At 73.3% G+C, this 16,737-nt stretch carries 17 protein-coding genes and 1 pseudogene; 8 read left to right on the forward strand and 10 right to left on the reverse strand.

Going from position 1 to position 16,737, the window contains the following annotated elements:
* Positions 1-291: 291 nt before the first annotated feature.
* The 3 genes and pseudogenes from ACH4B3_RS32350 to ACH4B3_RS32360 form a co-directional block, all read right to left on the reverse strand.
* Positions 292-1,116, reverse strand: a pseudogene (locus ACH4B3_RS32350) (DNA-binding protein); the annotation flags it as partial.
* A 225-nt stretch (positions 1,117-1,341) separates the two neighbouring features.
* Complete coding sequence (locus tag ACH4B3_RS32355; protein WP_398469013.1) at positions 1,342-2,649, reverse strand: MFS transporter; 1,308 nt, start codon at positions 2,647-2,649, stop codon at positions 1,342-1,344.
* Between the two features lie 169 nt (positions 2,650-2,818).
* Complete coding sequence (locus tag ACH4B3_RS32360) at positions 2,819-3,466, reverse strand: TetR/AcrR family transcriptional regulator (protein ID WP_398469015.1); 648 nt, start codon at positions 3,464-3,466, stop codon at positions 2,819-2,821.
* A 53-nt stretch (positions 3,467-3,519) separates the two neighbouring features.
* Here ACH4B3_RS32360 and ACH4B3_RS32365 point away from each other — a divergent pair, with 53 nt between their 5' ends.
* Complete coding sequence (locus ACH4B3_RS32365; RefSeq protein ID WP_398469106.1) at positions 3,520-4,497, forward strand: GNAT family N-acetyltransferase; 978 nt, start codon at positions 3,520-3,522, stop codon at positions 4,495-4,497.
* 31 nt (positions 4,498-4,528) lie between these two features.
* Here the strand turns inward: ACH4B3_RS32365 and ACH4B3_RS32370 are convergent, their stop codons facing one another.
* From ACH4B3_RS32370 to ACH4B3_RS32380, 3 genes are read right to left on the reverse strand one after another with little or no spacing between them, the layout of a single operon-like run.
* Positions 4,529-4,837: a hypothetical protein gene (locus ACH4B3_RS32370; RefSeq protein WP_398469017.1), complete on the reverse strand. Its 309-nt coding sequence runs from the start codon at positions 4,835-4,837 to the stop codon at positions 4,529-4,531.
* The gene (locus ACH4B3_RS32375; protein ID WP_398469019.1) at positions 4,834-5,412 is read right to left on the reverse strand and encodes an AzlC family ABC transporter permease; all 579 of its coding nucleotides are present in this window, start codon (positions 5,410-5,412) and stop codon (positions 4,834-4,836) included. The genes ACH4B3_RS32370 and ACH4B3_RS32375 overlap by 4 nt, the downstream gene beginning before the upstream one ends.
* A 9-nt stretch (positions 5,413-5,421) precedes the next feature.
* Positions 5,422-5,616, reverse strand: coding sequence for a hypothetical protein (locus ACH4B3_RS32380; RefSeq protein ID WP_398469021.1), 195 nt, complete (start codon positions 5,614-5,616; stop codon positions 5,422-5,424).
* 68 nt (positions 5,617-5,684) lie between these two features.
* Here ACH4B3_RS32380 and ACH4B3_RS32385 point away from each other — a divergent pair, with 68 nt between their 5' ends.
* A complete protein-coding gene (locus tag ACH4B3_RS32385; protein WP_398469023.1) occupies positions 5,685-6,329 on the forward strand; it encodes a CGNR zinc finger domain-containing protein in 645 nt (214 codons plus the stop codon).
* 120 nt (positions 6,330-6,449) lie between these two features.
* Here ACH4B3_RS32385 and ACH4B3_RS32390 read toward each other — a convergent pair whose 3' ends face one another.
* Both ACH4B3_RS32390 and ACH4B3_RS32395 read right to left on the reverse strand, forming a co-directional pair.
* A complete protein-coding gene (locus ACH4B3_RS32390; protein ID WP_398469024.1) occupies positions 6,450-7,001 on the reverse strand; it encodes a hypothetical protein in 552 nt (183 codons plus the stop codon).
* 22 nt (positions 7,002-7,023) lie between these two features.
* Entirely contained in the window at positions 7,024-8,103 is a 1,080-nt protein-coding gene (locus ACH4B3_RS32395) for a serine/threonine-protein kinase (RefSeq protein WP_398469026.1), read from the reverse strand.
* Positions 8,104-8,390: 287 nt separating this feature from the next.
* On the opposite strand from ACH4B3_RS32395, the gene ACH4B3_RS32400 reads away from it, so the two are divergent.
* Positions 8,391-8,870 carry a GNAT family N-acetyltransferase gene (locus ACH4B3_RS32400; RefSeq protein WP_398469028.1) on the forward strand — a complete coding sequence of 160 codons (480 nt, stop codon included), beginning with the start codon at positions 8,391-8,393 and terminating at the stop codon, positions 8,868-8,870.
* Between the two features lie 61 nt (positions 8,871-8,931).
* Here ACH4B3_RS32400 and ACH4B3_RS32405 read toward each other — a convergent pair whose 3' ends face one another.
* Complete coding sequence (locus ACH4B3_RS32405; protein WP_398469030.1) at positions 8,932-10,305, reverse strand: NAD(P)/FAD-dependent oxidoreductase; 1,374 nt, start codon at positions 10,303-10,305, stop codon at positions 8,932-8,934.
* A 338-nt stretch (positions 10,306-10,643) separates the two neighbouring features.
* Between ACH4B3_RS32405 and ACH4B3_RS32410 the strand changes: the two genes are divergently transcribed.
* The 3 genes from ACH4B3_RS32410 (at position 10,644) to ACH4B3_RS32420 (ending at position 14,025) form a co-directional block, all read left to right on the forward strand.
* Positions 10,644-10,940 (forward strand): hypothetical protein, encoded by a 297-nt coding sequence (locus ACH4B3_RS32410; protein WP_398469032.1) that lies wholly within the window; start codon positions 10,644-10,646, stop codon positions 10,938-10,940.
* Positions 10,941-11,392: 452 nt separating this feature from the next.
* Positions 11,393-12,163: an SDR family oxidoreductase gene (locus ACH4B3_RS32415; RefSeq protein ID WP_398469034.1), complete on the forward strand. Its 771-nt coding sequence runs from the start codon at positions 11,393-11,395 to the stop codon at positions 12,161-12,163.
* Positions 12,164-12,228: 65 nt separating this feature from the next.
* Positions 12,229-14,025: an acyl-CoA dehydrogenase gene (locus tag ACH4B3_RS32420; protein WP_398469036.1), complete on the forward strand. Its 1,797-nt coding sequence runs from the start codon at positions 12,229-12,231 to the stop codon at positions 14,023-14,025.
* Between the two features lie 208 nt (positions 14,026-14,233).
* On the opposite strand, the gene ACH4B3_RS32425 is transcribed toward ACH4B3_RS32420, so the two are convergent.
* Positions 14,234-14,656 carry a DUF6223 family protein gene (locus ACH4B3_RS32425; RefSeq protein WP_398469038.1) on the reverse strand — a complete coding sequence of 141 codons (423 nt, stop codon included), beginning with the start codon at positions 14,654-14,656 and terminating at the stop codon, positions 14,234-14,236.
* A 220-nt stretch (positions 14,657-14,876) separates the two neighbouring features.
* On the opposite strand from ACH4B3_RS32425, the gene ACH4B3_RS32430 reads away from it, so the two are divergent.
* Positions 14,877-16,004: a sensor histidine kinase gene (locus ACH4B3_RS32430; RefSeq protein WP_398469040.1), complete on the forward strand. Its 1,128-nt coding sequence runs from the start codon at positions 14,877-14,879 to the stop codon at positions 16,002-16,004.
* Positions 16,001-16,663, forward strand: a complete 663-nt coding sequence (locus ACH4B3_RS32435) for a response regulator (RefSeq protein ID WP_398469042.1) — start codon at positions 16,001-16,003, stop codon at positions 16,661-16,663. Before ACH4B3_RS32430 ends, ACH4B3_RS32435 begins: the two co-directional genes overlap by 4 nt.
* Positions 16,664-16,737 lie beyond the last annotated feature (74 nt).

Here is a 16,737-nt window from a genome sequence, read left to right on the forward strand (position 1 = left end):
GCGAGGTCGCGGACCGCCGCGTAGGAGCCCGCGAAGCCGATGGCGGCGATCACCACCGCACCGGCGACCACCACCCCGATGAGTATTCGGTGCGTGCGGGTGAGCGTCACGCCGGCTGTGCGCGCGGCCACTTGGTGTCCCCCTGTTGTCGTGCCTGCCGAGCCTGTCCGGAACAGTGTGACGTGGCGCCCGGCCGCGGCCGACGCCGGGTGGACCGGTGCCCGGGCACGTCATCCGGTGGGCCGCGGGGGCGGTACGCGAGGGCATGACCGGCCGGAAGGTGCCGTGCCGTCACGCCGGCCGGCTGCCCTGCCCGGTGTCCCGTCGTCCCCGGCCCGGCTCCCCCTTGCGTACCGAACCGGGCGCGCGGGCCGCCGGGCGGTCGGCCCTGGCGGAGGAGGACAGCCGCCAGGGCACGCTCGTCACCACGACGCCCGGTGTGAAGAGCAGCCGGGTCTTGAGCCACAGGGCGGACTGGTTGTGGAGCAGTTGCTCCCACCAGTGGCCCACGACGTACTCGGGGATGAACACACCCACCACGTCCCGGGGGCTCTCCCGCCGGATACGGCGGATGTAGTCCACGACCGGCCGGGTGATCTCCCGGTACGGCGACTCGACGACCGTCAGCGGCACGTCGATGCCGTACGCCTGCCACTGCCGCTCCAGCTCCGCGGTGCCCTCTTCCTCGACCGCGACGGTGAGCGCTTCCAGCCGGTCGGGGCGGAAGGCGCGGGCGCAGGCCACGGCGCGCAGGGTGGGCTTGTGGATCCGGGACACCAGCACGATCGAGATGGCCCGGGGCGGCGGGGCGAGCTCGGCTTCCGGATCGGTGACCGCCAGTTCCGCCGCGGTCGCGTCGTAATGGCTCCGGATGCCGCGCGTCATCACCCACAGGACGCACCCGGCGAGCACGGCCAGCCACGCGCCCTGGGTGAGCTTGGTCGCCAGGACGACCACCAGCACCAGCCCGGTCACACAGGCGCCCAGCCCGTTGACGGCGCGAGCGGTCCGGTGACGGCGGCGCACGGCCGGATCGCGCTCGGTGCGCAGTTCACGGTTCCGGTGCCGGACCATTCCGGCCTGGGAGAGCGTGAAGGACGTGAAGACGCCCAGAAGCCCCACAGCGGCCGGCACGCCCCCGGAGGGTTCGCAACGCCGAAGCTCGCGAGTGCCCCGCTTGGCGTACCTCCCGCGGGCGTGCCGGTCGCGCGCGGCGCGAACCCGCCGCGCCGCTCGCGGGCCGCGTCCGGGCAGGGGCCCTCGCGGTCTCGGTGGCTGTCACGTGAGCGCCCGGACGTCCCCGCCTCTCGGCAGTCGCCTCGGGCCGGCCGGAGCGGGATGTCAGCTCCGCCCTTCGACGGCGGCGGGTCTCGGCTCCGTCCTCGGTGCGTGCCGCGAGCGACCCAGGGCCACCGCAGCCGAGACGGCGAGGGGCAGCGCCGCCGCGGCGAAGCATGCGGACAGGGGCAGGTGGCCGGCCAGCAGCCCCACCGAGGCGGTGCCGGCCGAGGTGCCGACGGTGAAGGCGGTGTTCACCCAGGTGCCCGCCCGGACGCGGTTGTGCGGAGCCGCCGCCTCATCGGCTGCCAGATACGCGGTGGTCAGCGCCGGGGCCACGCAGATCCCGACGGTGCCGATGCCGACGGCCAGCAGGAGCAGGCCCGGTGCGAGGCCGGTGACGGCCAGGGCCAGCGCGAGGGCCAGTCCGAGGAGGGCCAGGCGCGGGCCGGTGGGCCCCTTGAGGACGCGGGTTCCGTAGGCCAGCCCGCCCGCGGCGCCGCCGGCGGACAGGCATGCCTGGAGCCAGGAGACGGCGGCGACCTGATGGTGTCGTTCCGCGCTGACGACGATCAGCAGCTCCGCCGCGCCCAGGGCGAGTCCCATGCCGCCGGTCACCAGGACCGGCCCCGACAGGGGATGTCGCCCGGGGCGCCGACGCCGCGGCCGGTCTCCGGGAGCCGGCGCCGCGTCACCACCGCGCGGGAGGTCCTCGGTGCCCGTCGAGGTGCTCTCGCCCGGGGTGCCCGGGTGGCGGCGCAGGGCGGGAGAGGAGGTCATCAGGAGCGTCCCGGCCAGCACGAGTACGGCACTGGCGGCCACCCCCGCGGCGGGCCTGCCGAGGGAGATCGCGACACCCGCGAGGACCGGCCCGATGACGTAGAGCAGCTCTTCGCAGACGGTGTCGAGGGAGAAGGCGCGCTGTCTGAGCGCCGCGTCGGGCAGGAGTTCGCTCCACACCGCCCGCATGACCGGGCCGAGTGGCGGGGCGGCGGCGCCGGCCAGGCAGGTGAGGGGCAGCAGGATCCACGCGGCGGCGCCGGGCGTCCAGGTGGCGGCGGCCAGCGCGGCCAGCAGAGCCGCGTGGACGGTGGCCAGGGGCCGCAGCACCCGTCGGGGTCCGTGCCGGTCGATCAGACCGGCGCGGACGGGAGCGAGCAGGGAGGTGCTCAGCCCGAACAGCGCGATGGCCACGCCGGCCCAGGCGTAGGAGTCCAGGGCCTGGGTGAGGGCTACGGTCAGCGCGAGGAAGACGATGCCGTACGAGATGCGGCCGAGCAGTGCCGCTCCGAACGTGCGCGGCACGTCCGGGGCGCGCAGAACCGCGGCATAGCTGGGTTTCGGCGCGGGGGAAAGCGCGGGGGAAAGCATGGAAAAGGAGTCCCTCGGAAGGCGATGCGGAGCATCGGTGCGTGTGCGGAGGCACGACGGGGAACCGCACCGGCTCGGCGGTGCGGTTCCTGCGGCCTCTAGGCACGAGGGACGGACATGGCGGCCAGTGTAGTGGCCGGCCGGTCTCCCGGCGGGACGGCCGCCGCGGTCAGTGGGACCGCACGCCGGTGCCGGGGGCCGGCCGGTGGCCGCCGCCGTCGGGCCGGGGCGGCGCGGTCGAGGTGAGGAAGTCGTCGAGCATGGTGATCTGTACGTCCTCGGGGAACCGGCCGGGGTCGAAGAGGGCCTGGACGACGAGTCCGTGGGTGAAGGCGACGGCAGCGGCCGCGAGGTGTTCCGGGTCGGCGTCCGCGGGGAGCTGACCCAGGTCGCGTGCGGCTTCCAGGTGCGGGCGGATCGTCGCGCGCAGCCGCGTGTACCGGTCGGCCTGTGCCGAGGTCAGCTCGTCGTCGGCGAGGGAGAGGTCCCAGGAGCTCACCCAGATCCGGTTGCGGGCGGTGTCGCCCGGGGTCAGCGGCAGGATGTCCAGGAGCATGGCGCGCACGGTGGGCAGGCCGGCGGCCGGACGCGCGCGGCGGGGCCGTTCCGCGGTCCGTTTCTCCAGCAGGTCCAGGGCGTGGGTGAGCAGGGCCCGTTTGGTCGGGAAGTAGTGCATGAGCATCCCCGTCGAGACCCCCATCGCGGCGGCGACGGCGCGCAGGGTCAGTCCGCCGAACCCCTTGTCGGCGAGTACCTGCCACACCGCCTCGGACACGTCCTTGCGGCGGGCTTCACGGTCTCCGGGTGCGGGCGGCATGCTGCTAGCTTACGTACCGAACGCTTGTTATGCACCCAGAGAGCGAGGCGCCCATGTTCACCCTGCCGCTCGGCGGCCAAGCCCGACTCCGTCCCCTGGAGCCGTGGCAGGCGCGGGAGTTCCTCACCCATGTCGACCGCGCCCGGGACACCGTCGACCCGTGGATCCCCTGGGCGACGCTCAGCACCGACCTGGCCTCGGCCACCGCCACCCTCCAGCGCTATGCCGACCGCCTGGCCGAGGACGCCGGCCGGATCTACGGGATCTGGCTCGACGGCACGCTGGTCGGCGGCGTCATGTTCACCCGCTTCGACAGCGAGTCCGGGGTGTGCGAGATCGGCTGCTGGCTGGAACCGGCCGGCGAGGGACGGGGGTTGGTCACCCGGGCCTGCCGGGCGCTGATCGACTGGGCCTTCCGGGAACGCGGGATGAGCCGCGTCGAGTGGTGGGCCGCGGCCGGCAACGCCCGGAGCATCGCCGTCGCGCGCCGGCTGGGCATGACCCGCGACGGCGTGCTGCGGCGGCGTTCCCCGTACCGGGGAGTGCGGCACGACAGCGAGGTCTGGTCGGTCCTCGCCGAGGAATGGCCGCCGGCCGGGGAGGGGCCGGGATCCGGCGTCCAGGCCGAGCTCGACCGGCTGATGGCCGCGTTCGTCGGCGCCTTCACCAACACCGGCGGCAGACAGCCCGACCTCGGGGTCATCCGCGATCTCTTCATTCCGCAGGGCAGGATCATCGCGAACGTCGGAGCGGAGCCGGTGATCTACGATCTCGACGGGTTCATAGCACCCCGGCAGCGGATGCTCACCGACGGGACGCTGACGGAGTTCTCCGAATGGGAGGTCACCGCGCGGACCGAGGTCTTCGGGTCGATCGCCCACCGGTTCAGCGGGTACCGCAAGTCCGGCTTCCACCACGGCGCCTGGTTCGAGGGCTCCGGCCACAAGACCACACAGTTCGTCCGGACTCCGGCAGGGTGGCGGATGTCCTCACTGGCCTGGGACGACGAACCGGCAACCGGCGCGGGATGACAGCGCGGACCACCGTCGCGCCGGAGCCCGGTCATCCGGCGAGGCGGCGGACCAGTGCCGTCACCGCCGCGGCGCCCACGAGGACGACCGGCATGGGCAGCCGGCAGAGCCGCAGCACCGGGACCGAGGCGAGCCCGGCCAGGACGGCGTGGTCCACGGCGCTCCACCTGGCCTCCGCCACGTCGACCACGACGAAGCCGGCCAGCAGCGCGGGGGCCATGAGGCCGATCACCGCACGGGCCCGCCCGGACAGCTCCCGTCCAGCCAGCGCCACCGGACCGGCCGCCTTGATGGCGAAACTCAGGGCGGCGACGGCCGCTATCGCAGGCCATGGGGTCATGACGCGGACTCCGTGGTCGAGGTGGTGGTGTCCGTGCCGCCGCGGCAGGCGCCCCGGTGCGCCCCGCCGCGGTGCGCCGATCCGGGCAGCGGGCGGACCAACGCCACCAGGGCGGCGCAGGCCGCGCCGACCAACGCCGGCCCGGGTGGCAGCAGAAACGACAGGCCCGCGGCGATGGCCGCCCCCAGCAGGGCGGGTGGCCGGTTGCCGCGGTCGGCGGCGAGGGAGTCCAGCAGCAGCAACAGGAACATGGCCGGCGCCACGACGTCCAGCCCGAGGTCGCCGAGCAGCTTCGGGTCGGGCGCCAGGACGACACCGAGCGCCGTCCCGGCGACCCACAGGACCCACTGGATCGCACTGGCGCCGAACAGGACATGCCGGTCGAAGCGGCCGCCGCCCCGGTGCGCCGCGACCCACGACCCGTCGACCACCGCCTGCGCCTGGAGCGCGCGGCGCGCCCGCCCGCCCCGCAGGTCCCCGGCCACGGCCACACCCATGGGCAGGAAGCGCATGTTGACCAGCGCCGCAGCGGTGACGGCGGCGAAGACCCCACCGCCCGCGCCCATCGTGGACACCAGGGCGAACTACGCCGAGCCGGAGAACACCGCCATGGAGCACAGGACGGAGCCCGCGACGGCCCAGCCCTGGGCGTGGGTGATCGCGCCGAAGCTCACGGCGAGCAGGAAGGACGCGGCCGCGAGCCCGGAACCGATACGGAGGCCGGCGCGGAAGCGTTCGAACGGCGACGCTTCCGGGCCGAGCGAGAGCACGGAAACCATGAGGGCAGACTAACAGTCAAAAAGACTTTCACCCATTAGATGTTCCACTCCGCGGCTAGGATGCGACGGTGAACAGGTCAGGAGACACGGCCGGCACCGGGCCGGCTCACGCGCCGCGGGCCGGCGCGGCGCTCATCGGCGGGCACCCCGTACTGGACTTCACCAACACCGTCGCCTGGCGCACCGACCCCTCGCGCCGGGTGGACCGCGTCGGTGGGATCGCGGACTGGACCCGGTGGGCGGACGCCGCCGGGGTGCTGGACGCCGAACGGGCCGAGGCGCTGCGCGACCGCGCGGCACGGCAGGACGCGGCCGAGATCCTTTCCCAGCTCCGGTCCCTGACGGCGCTGCGGACCACCGTGAGCGCGGTCCTGGACGCCCTGGTGGACGGCGCGCCGCCGCCTGCCGGACCGTGGCAGGACCTGAGGCGGGACCTGGTCGCGGCACGCCAGGAGGCCGACCTGCCGCCGTCCCTGCCGATCCGCTGGCAGGCCCGCACCGACCGGTTCGCCGACCTCACCCACGCCCTCGCGCTCCGGACCGACGAACTGCTCTCCAGCCCGCTGGTCGAGCGCGTCCGGCGCTGCCAGGGGCCGGGGTGCGGCTGGTTCTTCCTCGACCGCAGCCGCAACGCCACACGCCGTTGGTGCAGTTCCGGTGACTGCGGAAACCGCGAACGGGCCCGCCGCCACTACCGGCGCTCCCAGGGCTGACGTCTCTACGGGGTGACGGCAGGTGGACCGCCGCGGGCGGACTGTCGACCACGCATGGAACAGCCTGCCGGGTCCGCTCTCCGGCCGCCGCATCCCTCACCCGGCCCGTCCGTACGTACGCTACGGGTGCCTGAGGTGCTCGGGCAGGAGCGGCCATGCCCAGGACCCTCCCATGGATCCCCCCATACGAGTGCCCAGTGAAGCGCCCCGCACATAGCGAAGGATGAACTTCTCGGCGACGCCGCCTTTGCCGGCGCGGGTGTGGAACTTCTCGAATGTCCTGTGGCGGGATGTGCCGGGGTCCTCCGAGTCCTGACACGAACGGCCAAGAAACTTCCACTGTGCCCGCGTGCCGAAGATCCCCGCCTCGTCATATTTCACGTACCAGATGTTCGGCAGAGCCCGACTCTCCACCATGGCCCGATGCCGTGGTTCATCGCTCCGGTACGCGCTTCCGGCACGCGGCAGGGGGCCACGGGGCCAGATGGCGATCGAATAGCACGCCCCCGTCACCAGTCCGCGGCTTTCGAGTACTCCCGGTTCGGTCCTCGCTTGCAGCAGCAGGGGGGTCGGCGCGATGTCGTGCGAGCTCAGACGCCAGCCGTCCTCCGTCTCGTGGTCAAGAGCGGATACGTCCTGGATGAAGTCCGATTCGACTTCCCTGTCCTTCACGAGCGAGATTCTCCTAGCCGGCTCACCCGCCGGTCGGCCGGCGGTTTCGGAACCGATGCTTTCGTTGCCAGTCGAGATACGTGTCATGACTCAGCGTCGGCGAGGCCCATGCGGGTGGGTCGGAGTCGAGACGATCGGGAGCATAGGAGAACTCGGCACCGATCTCGACGGAACCCTTGGCGGGGACCCGCTCGGATCCGAGATCGTCGGCGATCCGGATCGGAGCAAGGGGCATGCTCTCGCCGGTCTCGGCTCGTCGGCAACTGCCGGCGACCGCTGCCAGGCCCTTGGCAGCCGAGGTGCCGTCGCGAAACGGTGGACGCCCCGATCCGACTCTCCTGAGCAGGGAGTCCAGCACTGCCCCCAGGCCCCATGGACCTCCGGTCAAGGACGGCGGGTGCGCGGTACAGACGGTTGCGAGGTAGCTTGCCCAGCCGTCCGGTACCCGGGGCGGCGCTTGATGCTGGAAGGGAAGCTCACCGGTGAGCAGTTCGAAGAGCATCACCCCGACCGAGTACAGGTCACTCAAACCGGTGAGCGGCATGTTTGACGCCTGCTCAGGAGACATGTAGGGCGGGGTGCCGATGAGGTGGCCAGTCGAAGAAGACCGGTCACCTTCGGTCCTGGCGATGCCGAAATCGATCAGCCATGCATGACCATCAGAGATCATGACATTGGACGGTTTCACATCACGGTGGATCACTCCCCGTTCGTGGGCGACGGCCAGTGCCTCGCAGACTTGAGCGCACCAGGCGAGCAGTGCACTGGCAGGCGGCGGCTCCGGGTCGTCCACCAGGTCGGCCAAGGAGCGACCGTCGATGAAGCCCATGACGAGGCACAGTCTGAGTCTGCCGTCCCACCAGACCTCATCTGCCGCGTGGACCGGCACTATCCCGCGCTCGGGCGGCAGTTTCGCCAGCATGCGCCCCTCCCGGCGGAACAGCTCGGCGTTGATGCCACCCTGCTCCGCACCCTGCAGGAGTTTGACGGCCACCTGCCGGTCGAGAGTGAGATCGCGGGCCTTCAGCACGATCCCCATCCCTCCCCTGCCGATCTCTCCTTCGATGACGTACTCGGATCCGCCGATCGCGATGCTGCGCAACTTCGCTCCTCGGGACGTGTCTCCACCACTCAGACACCCACCCCCCGCGGCCGGTTCCCGCCGACAGTGTGTTCGGTGGAGTACAGGCGTGCCGCGGCCTCCGCTGAGGACCCACCGGGCGGACGACCGGCCCCGGTGCGGTGGGCCCGTGGGCGGTCCGGGCGGTCCGGGCGGTCCGGGCGGTCCGGGCGGTCCGGGCGGTCCGGGCGGTCCGGGACCGGGTGCGCCACCGGGCCGCCGGTGATGCGCCCGCGGGGGACGAGGAGCCCTGTGAGAGACTCGCGATCATGCTGATCAGGGATGCGAGAGTCGAGGACTGGGCACGCGTCTGGCCTTTCTGGCACCAGATCGTGTCCGCCGGCGAGACGTACGCGTGGGACCCAGAGACCTCCGAGCCGGACGCCCGGGCCCTGTGGACGGGCCCGGGGAAGCGGGTGTTCGTCGCCGAGGACGCGGGTGAGATCGTGGGGTCCGCCTCCGTGCGGCCCAACTACGGCGGGCCGGCCGCCACGACGGCGAACGGCGCCTTCATGATCGATCCCGGGCACGCCGGCCGCGGCATCGGGCGCCGTCTCGCCGAACACGTGCTGCGCGAGGCCAAGGCGGACGGCTACCGCGCCATGGTGTTCAACGCCGTCGTCGAGACCAACCCGGCCGTCGGGCTGTGGAGTTCGCTGGGCTTCACGATTCTCGGGACCGTGCCCGAGGCGTTCGAGCACCCGCGGCACGGGTGGGTCGGGCTGCACATCATGCATCGCACGCTGTAGGGCACGGCCGGGCGCCCCGGGGCCGGGCCGCCCGGGGTCGGGGAACGTGGACGGCGGCGCCTCACCGCCCCGGTGCGCCCGACCCTTCCACCCGTGCTCGCACCTGTTCCGGTGTCAGATACGCGTCGGTGTACTCGAAGTCCTTGAGCTTCGCGGGTTTGCGCGCCTGGAAGCCGGTACGCACGAAGTCGTCGCCCGCGAGGGCGTTCAGTGTCCAGTTGGTCAGCACCCGGGCCTTGGCGACGCCGGTGCGCAGTGCCGACCAGTGGTAGCCGCGTGCCACGACCTGCGCGGGCAGGCCCTTCAGTTCCACGCCGAGCGGCTTGGACACCGCGTCCTTGCCGCCCAGGTCGACGACGAGGCCGAGGTCCTTGTGGCGGTACGGCCGCATCGCCTGGCCGCGGAGGGCGGCGATGACGTTGTCGGCGACGACCCTGCCCTGCCGCATCGCATGCTGCGCGGTCGGCGGGCAGATCGCGTCGCCGCCCTTGGCGAGGTCGGGAACGGCCGCCGAGTCGCCGAGCGCGAACACCCCGTCGTGGCCGGGGAGGTTCAGCTCGGGGCGGACCACCAGCCGACCCCGGACGGTCTCCGCGCCGAGCGTGGCCATGAGCGGACTCGCCACCACTCCGGCCGTCCAGATCAGGGTGCGCGTGGGCACCACCCGGCCGTCGGTGAAGGTGACCTCGGTCTCGCCCGCCTTGTCGATGGAGACGCCGAGTGAGATCTCGATGCCGCGCCGGCGCAGGATCTCCTGGGCGCTGCGGCCGAGCTTGTCGCCCAGTTCGGGCATCAGCTTCGGCGCGATGTCGATGAGGTGCCAGCGGATCAGCGTGGGGTCCAGGCGCGGGTAGCGCCTGACCGCGTTGCAGGTCAGGCGTTGCAGGCAGGCGGCGGTCTCGGTGCCCGCGTAGCCGCCGCCGACGACCACGAACTGCAGGCGCGCCGCCCGCTCGGCCGGGTCGTTGCTGGCGTCGGCGAGGTCGAGCTGGGAGATGAGGTGGTCGCGGACGTAGGCGGCTTCGGCGAGGGTCTTCATCCCGAACGCGTGGTCCGTCAGGCCCGGGATGTCGAAGGTGCGGGTGACGCTGCCCGGGGCCAGCACGATGTGGTCGTAGCGTTCGTGCACGATCTCGTCCGTGACCATGCGGATGACGCACACCTTGGCCTTCGGGTCGACGCCGATCGCGCCGCCCGGGATGATCCGGGTGCGGTACCTGCGGCTGCGGCGCAGCGACAGTGCGATCGACTGCGGGGTCAGCACTCCGGAGGCGACCTGGGGCAGCAGCGGCAGATAGAGCTGATAGGAGAACGGTGTCACCAGGGTGAGGTCGGCCTCGCCGGGGACGAGGCTGCGCTCCAGGCGCCGTACGCACTCCACCCCCGCGAAGCCCGCGCCCACCACCAGGATCCTGGGTCGTGTCACGTTGGTCATCCCTTCTGCGGCTCCGGGCGGTCCGGCTCGACGCCTCTGCGTGTGCCCGCCGGTCGCGGCTTCAACCTCGTCCGCAACTCGCGGAACGCACCGGGTGCGCGGCCATCGCACGGGCCGGGTGCGCGGCCGTCGCACCGGCCGGGCGCGGCGGGCGGAGCGAGGCGCGACCGCCCCTTCCGCGTCCGGCGACGGCCCTGGGCGCCCTGGCCGCTCCTTCGCTTGCGCGCGCCCCTCCGCGGGGCGAGCCTGGTCATAGCTGCGATCAGGTATCGGCCGGCCCTGGTGGCCACCCCTTCGAACCGGTCCCGTCAGGGACATCGATCAGCCGGGAGGCAGCGATGGCGCAGGACCCGGTGCAAGCGGCACCGAACGTCTATCGGGTGCTGTTCGAGAACGACCGAGTGCGCCTGCTGGAGGCGCGGATGAGTCCGGGCACCGACGCGGCGATGCACCGGCATCCGGACTACCTCATGTACAGCCTCAGCGACGGCAGGGTGACGTTCAGCTCGCCCTCCGGGGAGCGCGCCGAGGTCGAGTTGCGGACCGGTGAGGTGACGTGGCGGGACACGGAGGAGCATGCCACGGAGAACACCGGAGGGACCGCCGTCGCCGCTCTCCTCTTCGAGTTCAAGTAGTCCCGCGCGGCCGCGGCGGCGCTCGCCGCGCCACACCGCCGGACGCTCTGCGCCGGGCGGCGGCCGCGCACCGGCCGCCGCCGGTACCCGGGCGGGTCCCTCCGACGGGTGGTCCTCCGGACCAGGACGATGACGCGCCGCCGCGCGTCCCCGGCGGCACCAGGACCGTCGGCGCCCCGGCACGTCCGCGGCGGCGACGGTCTTCGTGCCGTCGGCGACATATGCCTGCCGCTGCGGGCGACGGCAACGTTGTCCGGCCGCCCATGCCGCCTCCACCCGCCCATGAGCCCGGTCGCACGGCCGCGCCTGCCCGGGGCGGGAAGCCGTCGACGGGGGGCGGGGCGCCGGAGGCACTGAGCCGGTGGTCACACGGGCACCCTCTGGATGATACGTAAGCAACTGCTTAGTATGCTGAGTCCAGCCGTCCGCCCGACCCTCCCCGGGAGTCCACCGTGAGCTCACTGTTCTCCGTCGCCGGCAAGACCGCCCTCGTCACCGGCGGCTCCCGCGGCATCGGCCTGATGATCGCCCGGGGCCTGGTCGAGGCGGGGGCCAGAGTGTACGTCAGCTCCCGGAAGGCCGCGGCCTGCGAGGAAGCGGTACGTGAACTCTCCCGGTCCGGCGAGGCCCTCGCGCTGCCCGCGGACCTCTCCCGCGCGGAGGAGTGCCACCGGCTCGCCGCGGAGTTCGGCGACCGGGAGGAACGGCTGCACATCCTGGTCAACAACGCCGGTGCCACCTGGGGAGCGCCGCTGGACGAGTTCCCGCTCGGCGGCTGGGACAAGGTCATGGACCTCAACCTGCGCGGCCCGTTCCTGCTCACCCAGGCCCTGCTGCCACGGCTGCGCGCCGCCGGGTCACTGGAGGATCCGGCCCGCGTCATCAACGTCGGATCGATCGACGGCCTGCATGTGAGCCCGCTGCCGGCCTACTCGTACGCGGCCAGCAAGGCGGGCCTGCACCACCTGACCCGGGTGCTCGCCAAGGAGCTGGGGCCGCAGGGCATCACGGTGAACGCCATCGCGCCGGGCCCCTTCGAATCGAAGATGATGGCGGCCACCCTGGACACCTTCGGCGAGGCCATCGCGCAGTCGGCGCCGCTGCGGCGGATCGGGCGGCCGGACGACATGGCCGGTGTCGCGGTGTACCTGGCCAGCCGGGCCGGCGCCTATGTCACCGGGGCCGTCCTGCCCGTCGACGGTGGCCTCGGCACCACCGTGTGAACCGGCCGCCACTCCCCTCCGGGCCACCGGCCGCAACGCGTCCCCGACACTCCGAGAAGAGAACCATGGCCTCCCTTCTGCTCTCCCGTCGCGATCTCGACTTCCTGCTGTACGAGTGGCTCGACGTGGAATCCCTCACCGCCCGCCCGCGGTTCGCCGACCACTCGCGGGAGACCTTCGACGCGGTGCTGGATCTCAGCGAGACGATCGCCACCCGGCACTTCGCGCCGCACAACAAGAAGAACGACGCCGAGGAGCCGCGTTTCGACGGCACCCGGGTGCACATCATCCCCGAGGTCGGCCAGGCGCTGCGGGTTTTCGCCGAGGCCGGACTGATCGGCGGTGCCATGGACGGCGAGGTGGGCGGCATGCAGCTGCCCGGGGTGGTGGCCGACGCCTGCTTCGCCTGGTTCCAGGCGGCCAACGTGGGCACGGCCGCCTACCCCTTCCTCACCGTCGGCAACGCCAACCTGCTGCTGGCCCACGGCAGTGCCGAGCAGATCGACACCTATGTGCGCCCGATGGTGGAAGGCCGCTTCACCGGCACCATGTGCCTGTCGGAGCCGCAGGCCGGGTCCTCGCTGGCCGATGTGCGCACCCGTGCCGAACCGGCCGGCGACGGCAGCTACCGCCTGTTCGGCAACAAGATGTGGATCTCTGCCGGGGACCACGAACTGGCCGAGAACATCGTCCACCTGGTCCTGGCCAGGATCCCCGGCGGACCACCCGGTGTGAAGGGCCTGTCCCTGTTCGTCGTGCCCAAGCACCTGGTGGGCGCCGACGGGACGCTCGGGGAGCGCAACGACGTCGTCCTGGCCGGCCTCAACCACAAGATGGGATACCGGGGGACGACGAACACATTGCTCAACTTCGGTGAAGGCGGCTTCCGTCCCGGCGGCGCCCCCGGGGCCGTCGGCTACCTGGTCGGAGAGCCGCACCGCGGATTGTCCTACATGTTCCACATGATGAACGAGGCCCGTATCGGAGTCGGCCTCGGCGCCACGGCCCTCGGCTACACCGGCTACCTGCACGCCCTGGACTACGCGCGCAGCCGCCCCCAGGGCCGGCCGGTGGCCGCCGGGGACGCCACCACCGCCCAGGTGCCGATCATCGAGCACGCGGACGTGCGACGCATGCTGCTCGCCCAGAAGTCCTACGTGGAGGGTGCCCTGGCCCTGATCCTCTACTGCGGCCGGCTGCTCGACGAGCAGCGGACGGCCCCGGCGGCCGAGGAACGCGACCGGGCCCGGCTCCTCCTCGACGTCCTCACCCCGGTCGCCAAGAGCTGGCCCGCCCAGTGGTGCCTGGAAGCCAACAGCCTGGCCATCCAGGTGCACGGCGGCTACGGCTACACCCGCGAGTACGACGTCGAGCAGTTCTACCGCGACAACCGCCTCAACCCCATCCACGAGGGCACGCACGGCATCCACGGCCTCGATCTGCTCGGCCGCAAGGTCGTCCTGGACGGCGGTGCCGGGCTGCGCCTGCTCGCGGCGGCGATCTCCACGACAACGGCCCGGGCCGCGGCCGCCCGGGGCGAACTCGCCGAATTCGGCCGGCGGCTCGACTCCGCGCTCGCCCGGGTCCTGGAGGTGACGGAGCGGCTGTGGTCCTGCGGCGACCCGCGGACCGCCCTCGCCAACGCCTCGATCTACCTCGAGGCCGTGGGTCACACCGTGGTGGCCTGGATGTGGCTGGAGCAGCTGCTCGCGGCGGACGGGCGGAGCGGTGACTTCTACGAGGGCAAGCGGCAGGCCGGACGGTACTTCTTCCGCTACGAACTCCCCCGCACCGAGCCCCAGTTCGCCCTGCTGGAAAGTCTCGACCGGACCACCCTCGACATGCGGCCGGACCAGTTCTGACACGGTGCGCACTCGGCAGCCGACGTTCCGCGCGGCTGCCCCGGTGACGGCCGCGGGCCGGCCGCGCGTGCGGGCGGCCCGCCGTCGGCCCGTCCCCGGTCCGCCGCTCCGCGGTGGGCCGATACCGGCGGCGTCCGGCCCGGGCCGCGGGACGGCGTCCGGCCCGGGCCGCCGCCCGGGCCGGTTGCCGCCACCGGGTCCGCCGCGGTCAGCCGGTACGGCGGGAGCGGGCCAGCGCGAGCCCGCCGAGGGCGGTGCCGACCAGCCCCACCAGCATCGCCACGTAGGCACCGCCCAGCCCGTTGCCGGTGCCCAGGCCGCCGTCGGCGGTGGCCGCGACCAGCCCGCCGAGGGCCAGGCCGGTCAGCCCGGCCGCCATCGCCGCCGCGGCGCCGCGTGGTCCGCGGGCGGAACCGAACCGACCGGTGGGGCGGGCCAGCGCCAGCCCGGCGACGACCAGACCGGCCAGCCCCAGCAGCGCGCCCGCCACCGCCCCGGCCCGCCCGAGGCTGAAGTCCCGGAAGCCTGCCGCGAGCGGCCGCACCGGGGAGTGCGCGGCCGCCGGTTCGGCTAGGACGAGACTCGCGAGCAGGGCGGCCGCGACGGCGGTGATCAGGCGACGGACGGACATCGAGGTGCTCCTTCGGTTCCTGCGATCGGATCTGGGAGGAGCATGTCTGCCGGGCCGGCCCCGGGGCATCCGGCGGACGCAGGCACTTCGCAGTGGTCCGGTGCCGCACCCGGCTACCGCGGGCGCCGCAGGCGGCGCGAGGGGTACCGCGGACGCGGTAGCCGGCCGCTCGTCCGCGAGGGGGACTCACGGGAAGCGGCGGCCCGCTAGGGTGCCGCGCATGAGTGCAGGTGAGTCCGGTGTCCGGGCCCGGGTCGGAGACTGGGCCATCGCCCTCGGTGTGACGGCGGCGCTGCTGGTCACCGGAGTGTCCGGGCAGAGTCCCGGAACGGCCCTCGACCCGCTGGGCTACGCCCTGCTGACGGGCGGCGGGCTGGCGCTGGCCGCGCGCCGCCGGGCCCCGGTCGCCACCCTGGTGGTGGCCGGGCTGTGCGCGGTGGGATACCAGGCGGCCGGCTTCGACGTACCCGCGGTCGGGTACCTGTTCGCGGTGTACGCGGCCGTGCGGGCGGGACACCGCACCGTCACGGTGGCGGCGAGCGTGGTCGTGCTGGCCCTGCTGCCGCCGGCCGCGCTGGCCTCCGGGCTGCACGACACGGGAGAGGCGTTCGCACAGGCCCGGGGCGCCCTGGAACTGGCCTGGCTGATCGCGGCCGGCGCCGCGGGCGAGGCGCTGCGGCAGGCCGAACGACGGGCGGACGAGGCCGAGCGCACCCGGGAGGAGACCGCGCGGCACCGTGCGGACGAGGAGCGGCTGCGCATCGCGCGCGAGTTGCACGACTCGCTCACCCACCAGATCTCGGTCGTCAAGGTGCAGGCCGAGGTCGCCGTCCACGTGGCCCGGAAGCGGGGCCGGCCGGTGCCGGAGGCCCTGCTGGCGATCCAGGAGGCCGGCCGGGAGGCGAGCCGCGAACTGCGCGCGACCCTCGAGGCGCTGCGGGACGACGGCACGGCCCCGGCGCATGGCCTCGACGACGTCCCGGAACTGGTGGCGGGGGCGAGGAGGGCCGGCCTGGAGGCGACGCTGACGATCGAGGGACGGCGGAGCGACGTGCCTGCCGCGGTGGGCCGGACCGTCTACCGGATCGTCCAGGAGTCGCTGACCAACATCGCCCGGCACGCGGGCGGCGGCACGGCGTCGGTCCGGATCGACTGCCGGCCGGGCACCCTGGCGATACGCGTCGACGACGACGGCAAGGCCGCGCCGGCCGCCGCGCCGGCGCCCGGCGTCGGGCTGCTGGGTATGCGCGAGCGGGTCACCGCGCTCGGCGGCCGGCTGCACGCCGGACCGCGCGGCGACGGGGGCTTCACCGTCCAGGCGGAACTCCCCCTGGAGCGGGCGTCGTGATCCGCGTGCTGCTCGTCGACGACCAGCCGCTCATCCGCAGCGGATTCCGCGCGCTCCTCGATCTCGAGGACGACATCGAGGTGGTGGCCGAGGCCGCCGACGGCAGAGAGGGCTTCGGACTGGCCAAGGAGCACCTGCCGGACGTCGCGCTCGTCGACATCCGGATGCCGGTGCTCGACGGCATCGAGACCACCCGGCGCATCGCCGCGGACCCGGCGCTGGCCGGGGTGCACGTCGTCATCCTGACCAACTACGGCCTGGACGAGTACGTCTTCCACGCGCTGCGCGCCGGCGCGGCCGGGTTCCTGGTGAAGGACATCGTGCCGGAGGACTTCCTGCACGCGGTGCGCGTCGCCGCGCGCGGCGACGCGCTGCTCGCCCCCTCGATCACCCGCAAGCTCATCCACCGGTACGTCACCCAGCCGCTGCCCACCGGCACCGGCGCCGTGCTGGAGGTGCTGACCGGCCGCGAACGCGAGGCCGTCACCCTGGTCGCGCAGGGGCTGTCCAACGACGACATCGCGCACCGTCTGGTGATCAGTCCGCTCACCGCGAAGACCCACATCAACCGGGCCATGGCCAAACTCCAGGCCCGCGACCGGGCCCATCTCGTGGTCCTCGCCTACGAGTCCGGCCTGGTGACCCCGCGCACCTCCTGACCTCCCGCACGGCCCGGGGCCCTGCCCGGGCGGCCGGACCGGCGGGGTATACCGTGGGGCCTGGCCGTCCGCGG

Source organism: Streptomyces sp. NPDC018031 (genome assembly GCF_044327625.1).
In the GTDB taxonomy this organism is placed as follows: domain Bacteria; phylum Actinomycetota; class Actinomycetes; order Streptomycetales; family Streptomycetaceae; genus Streptomyces.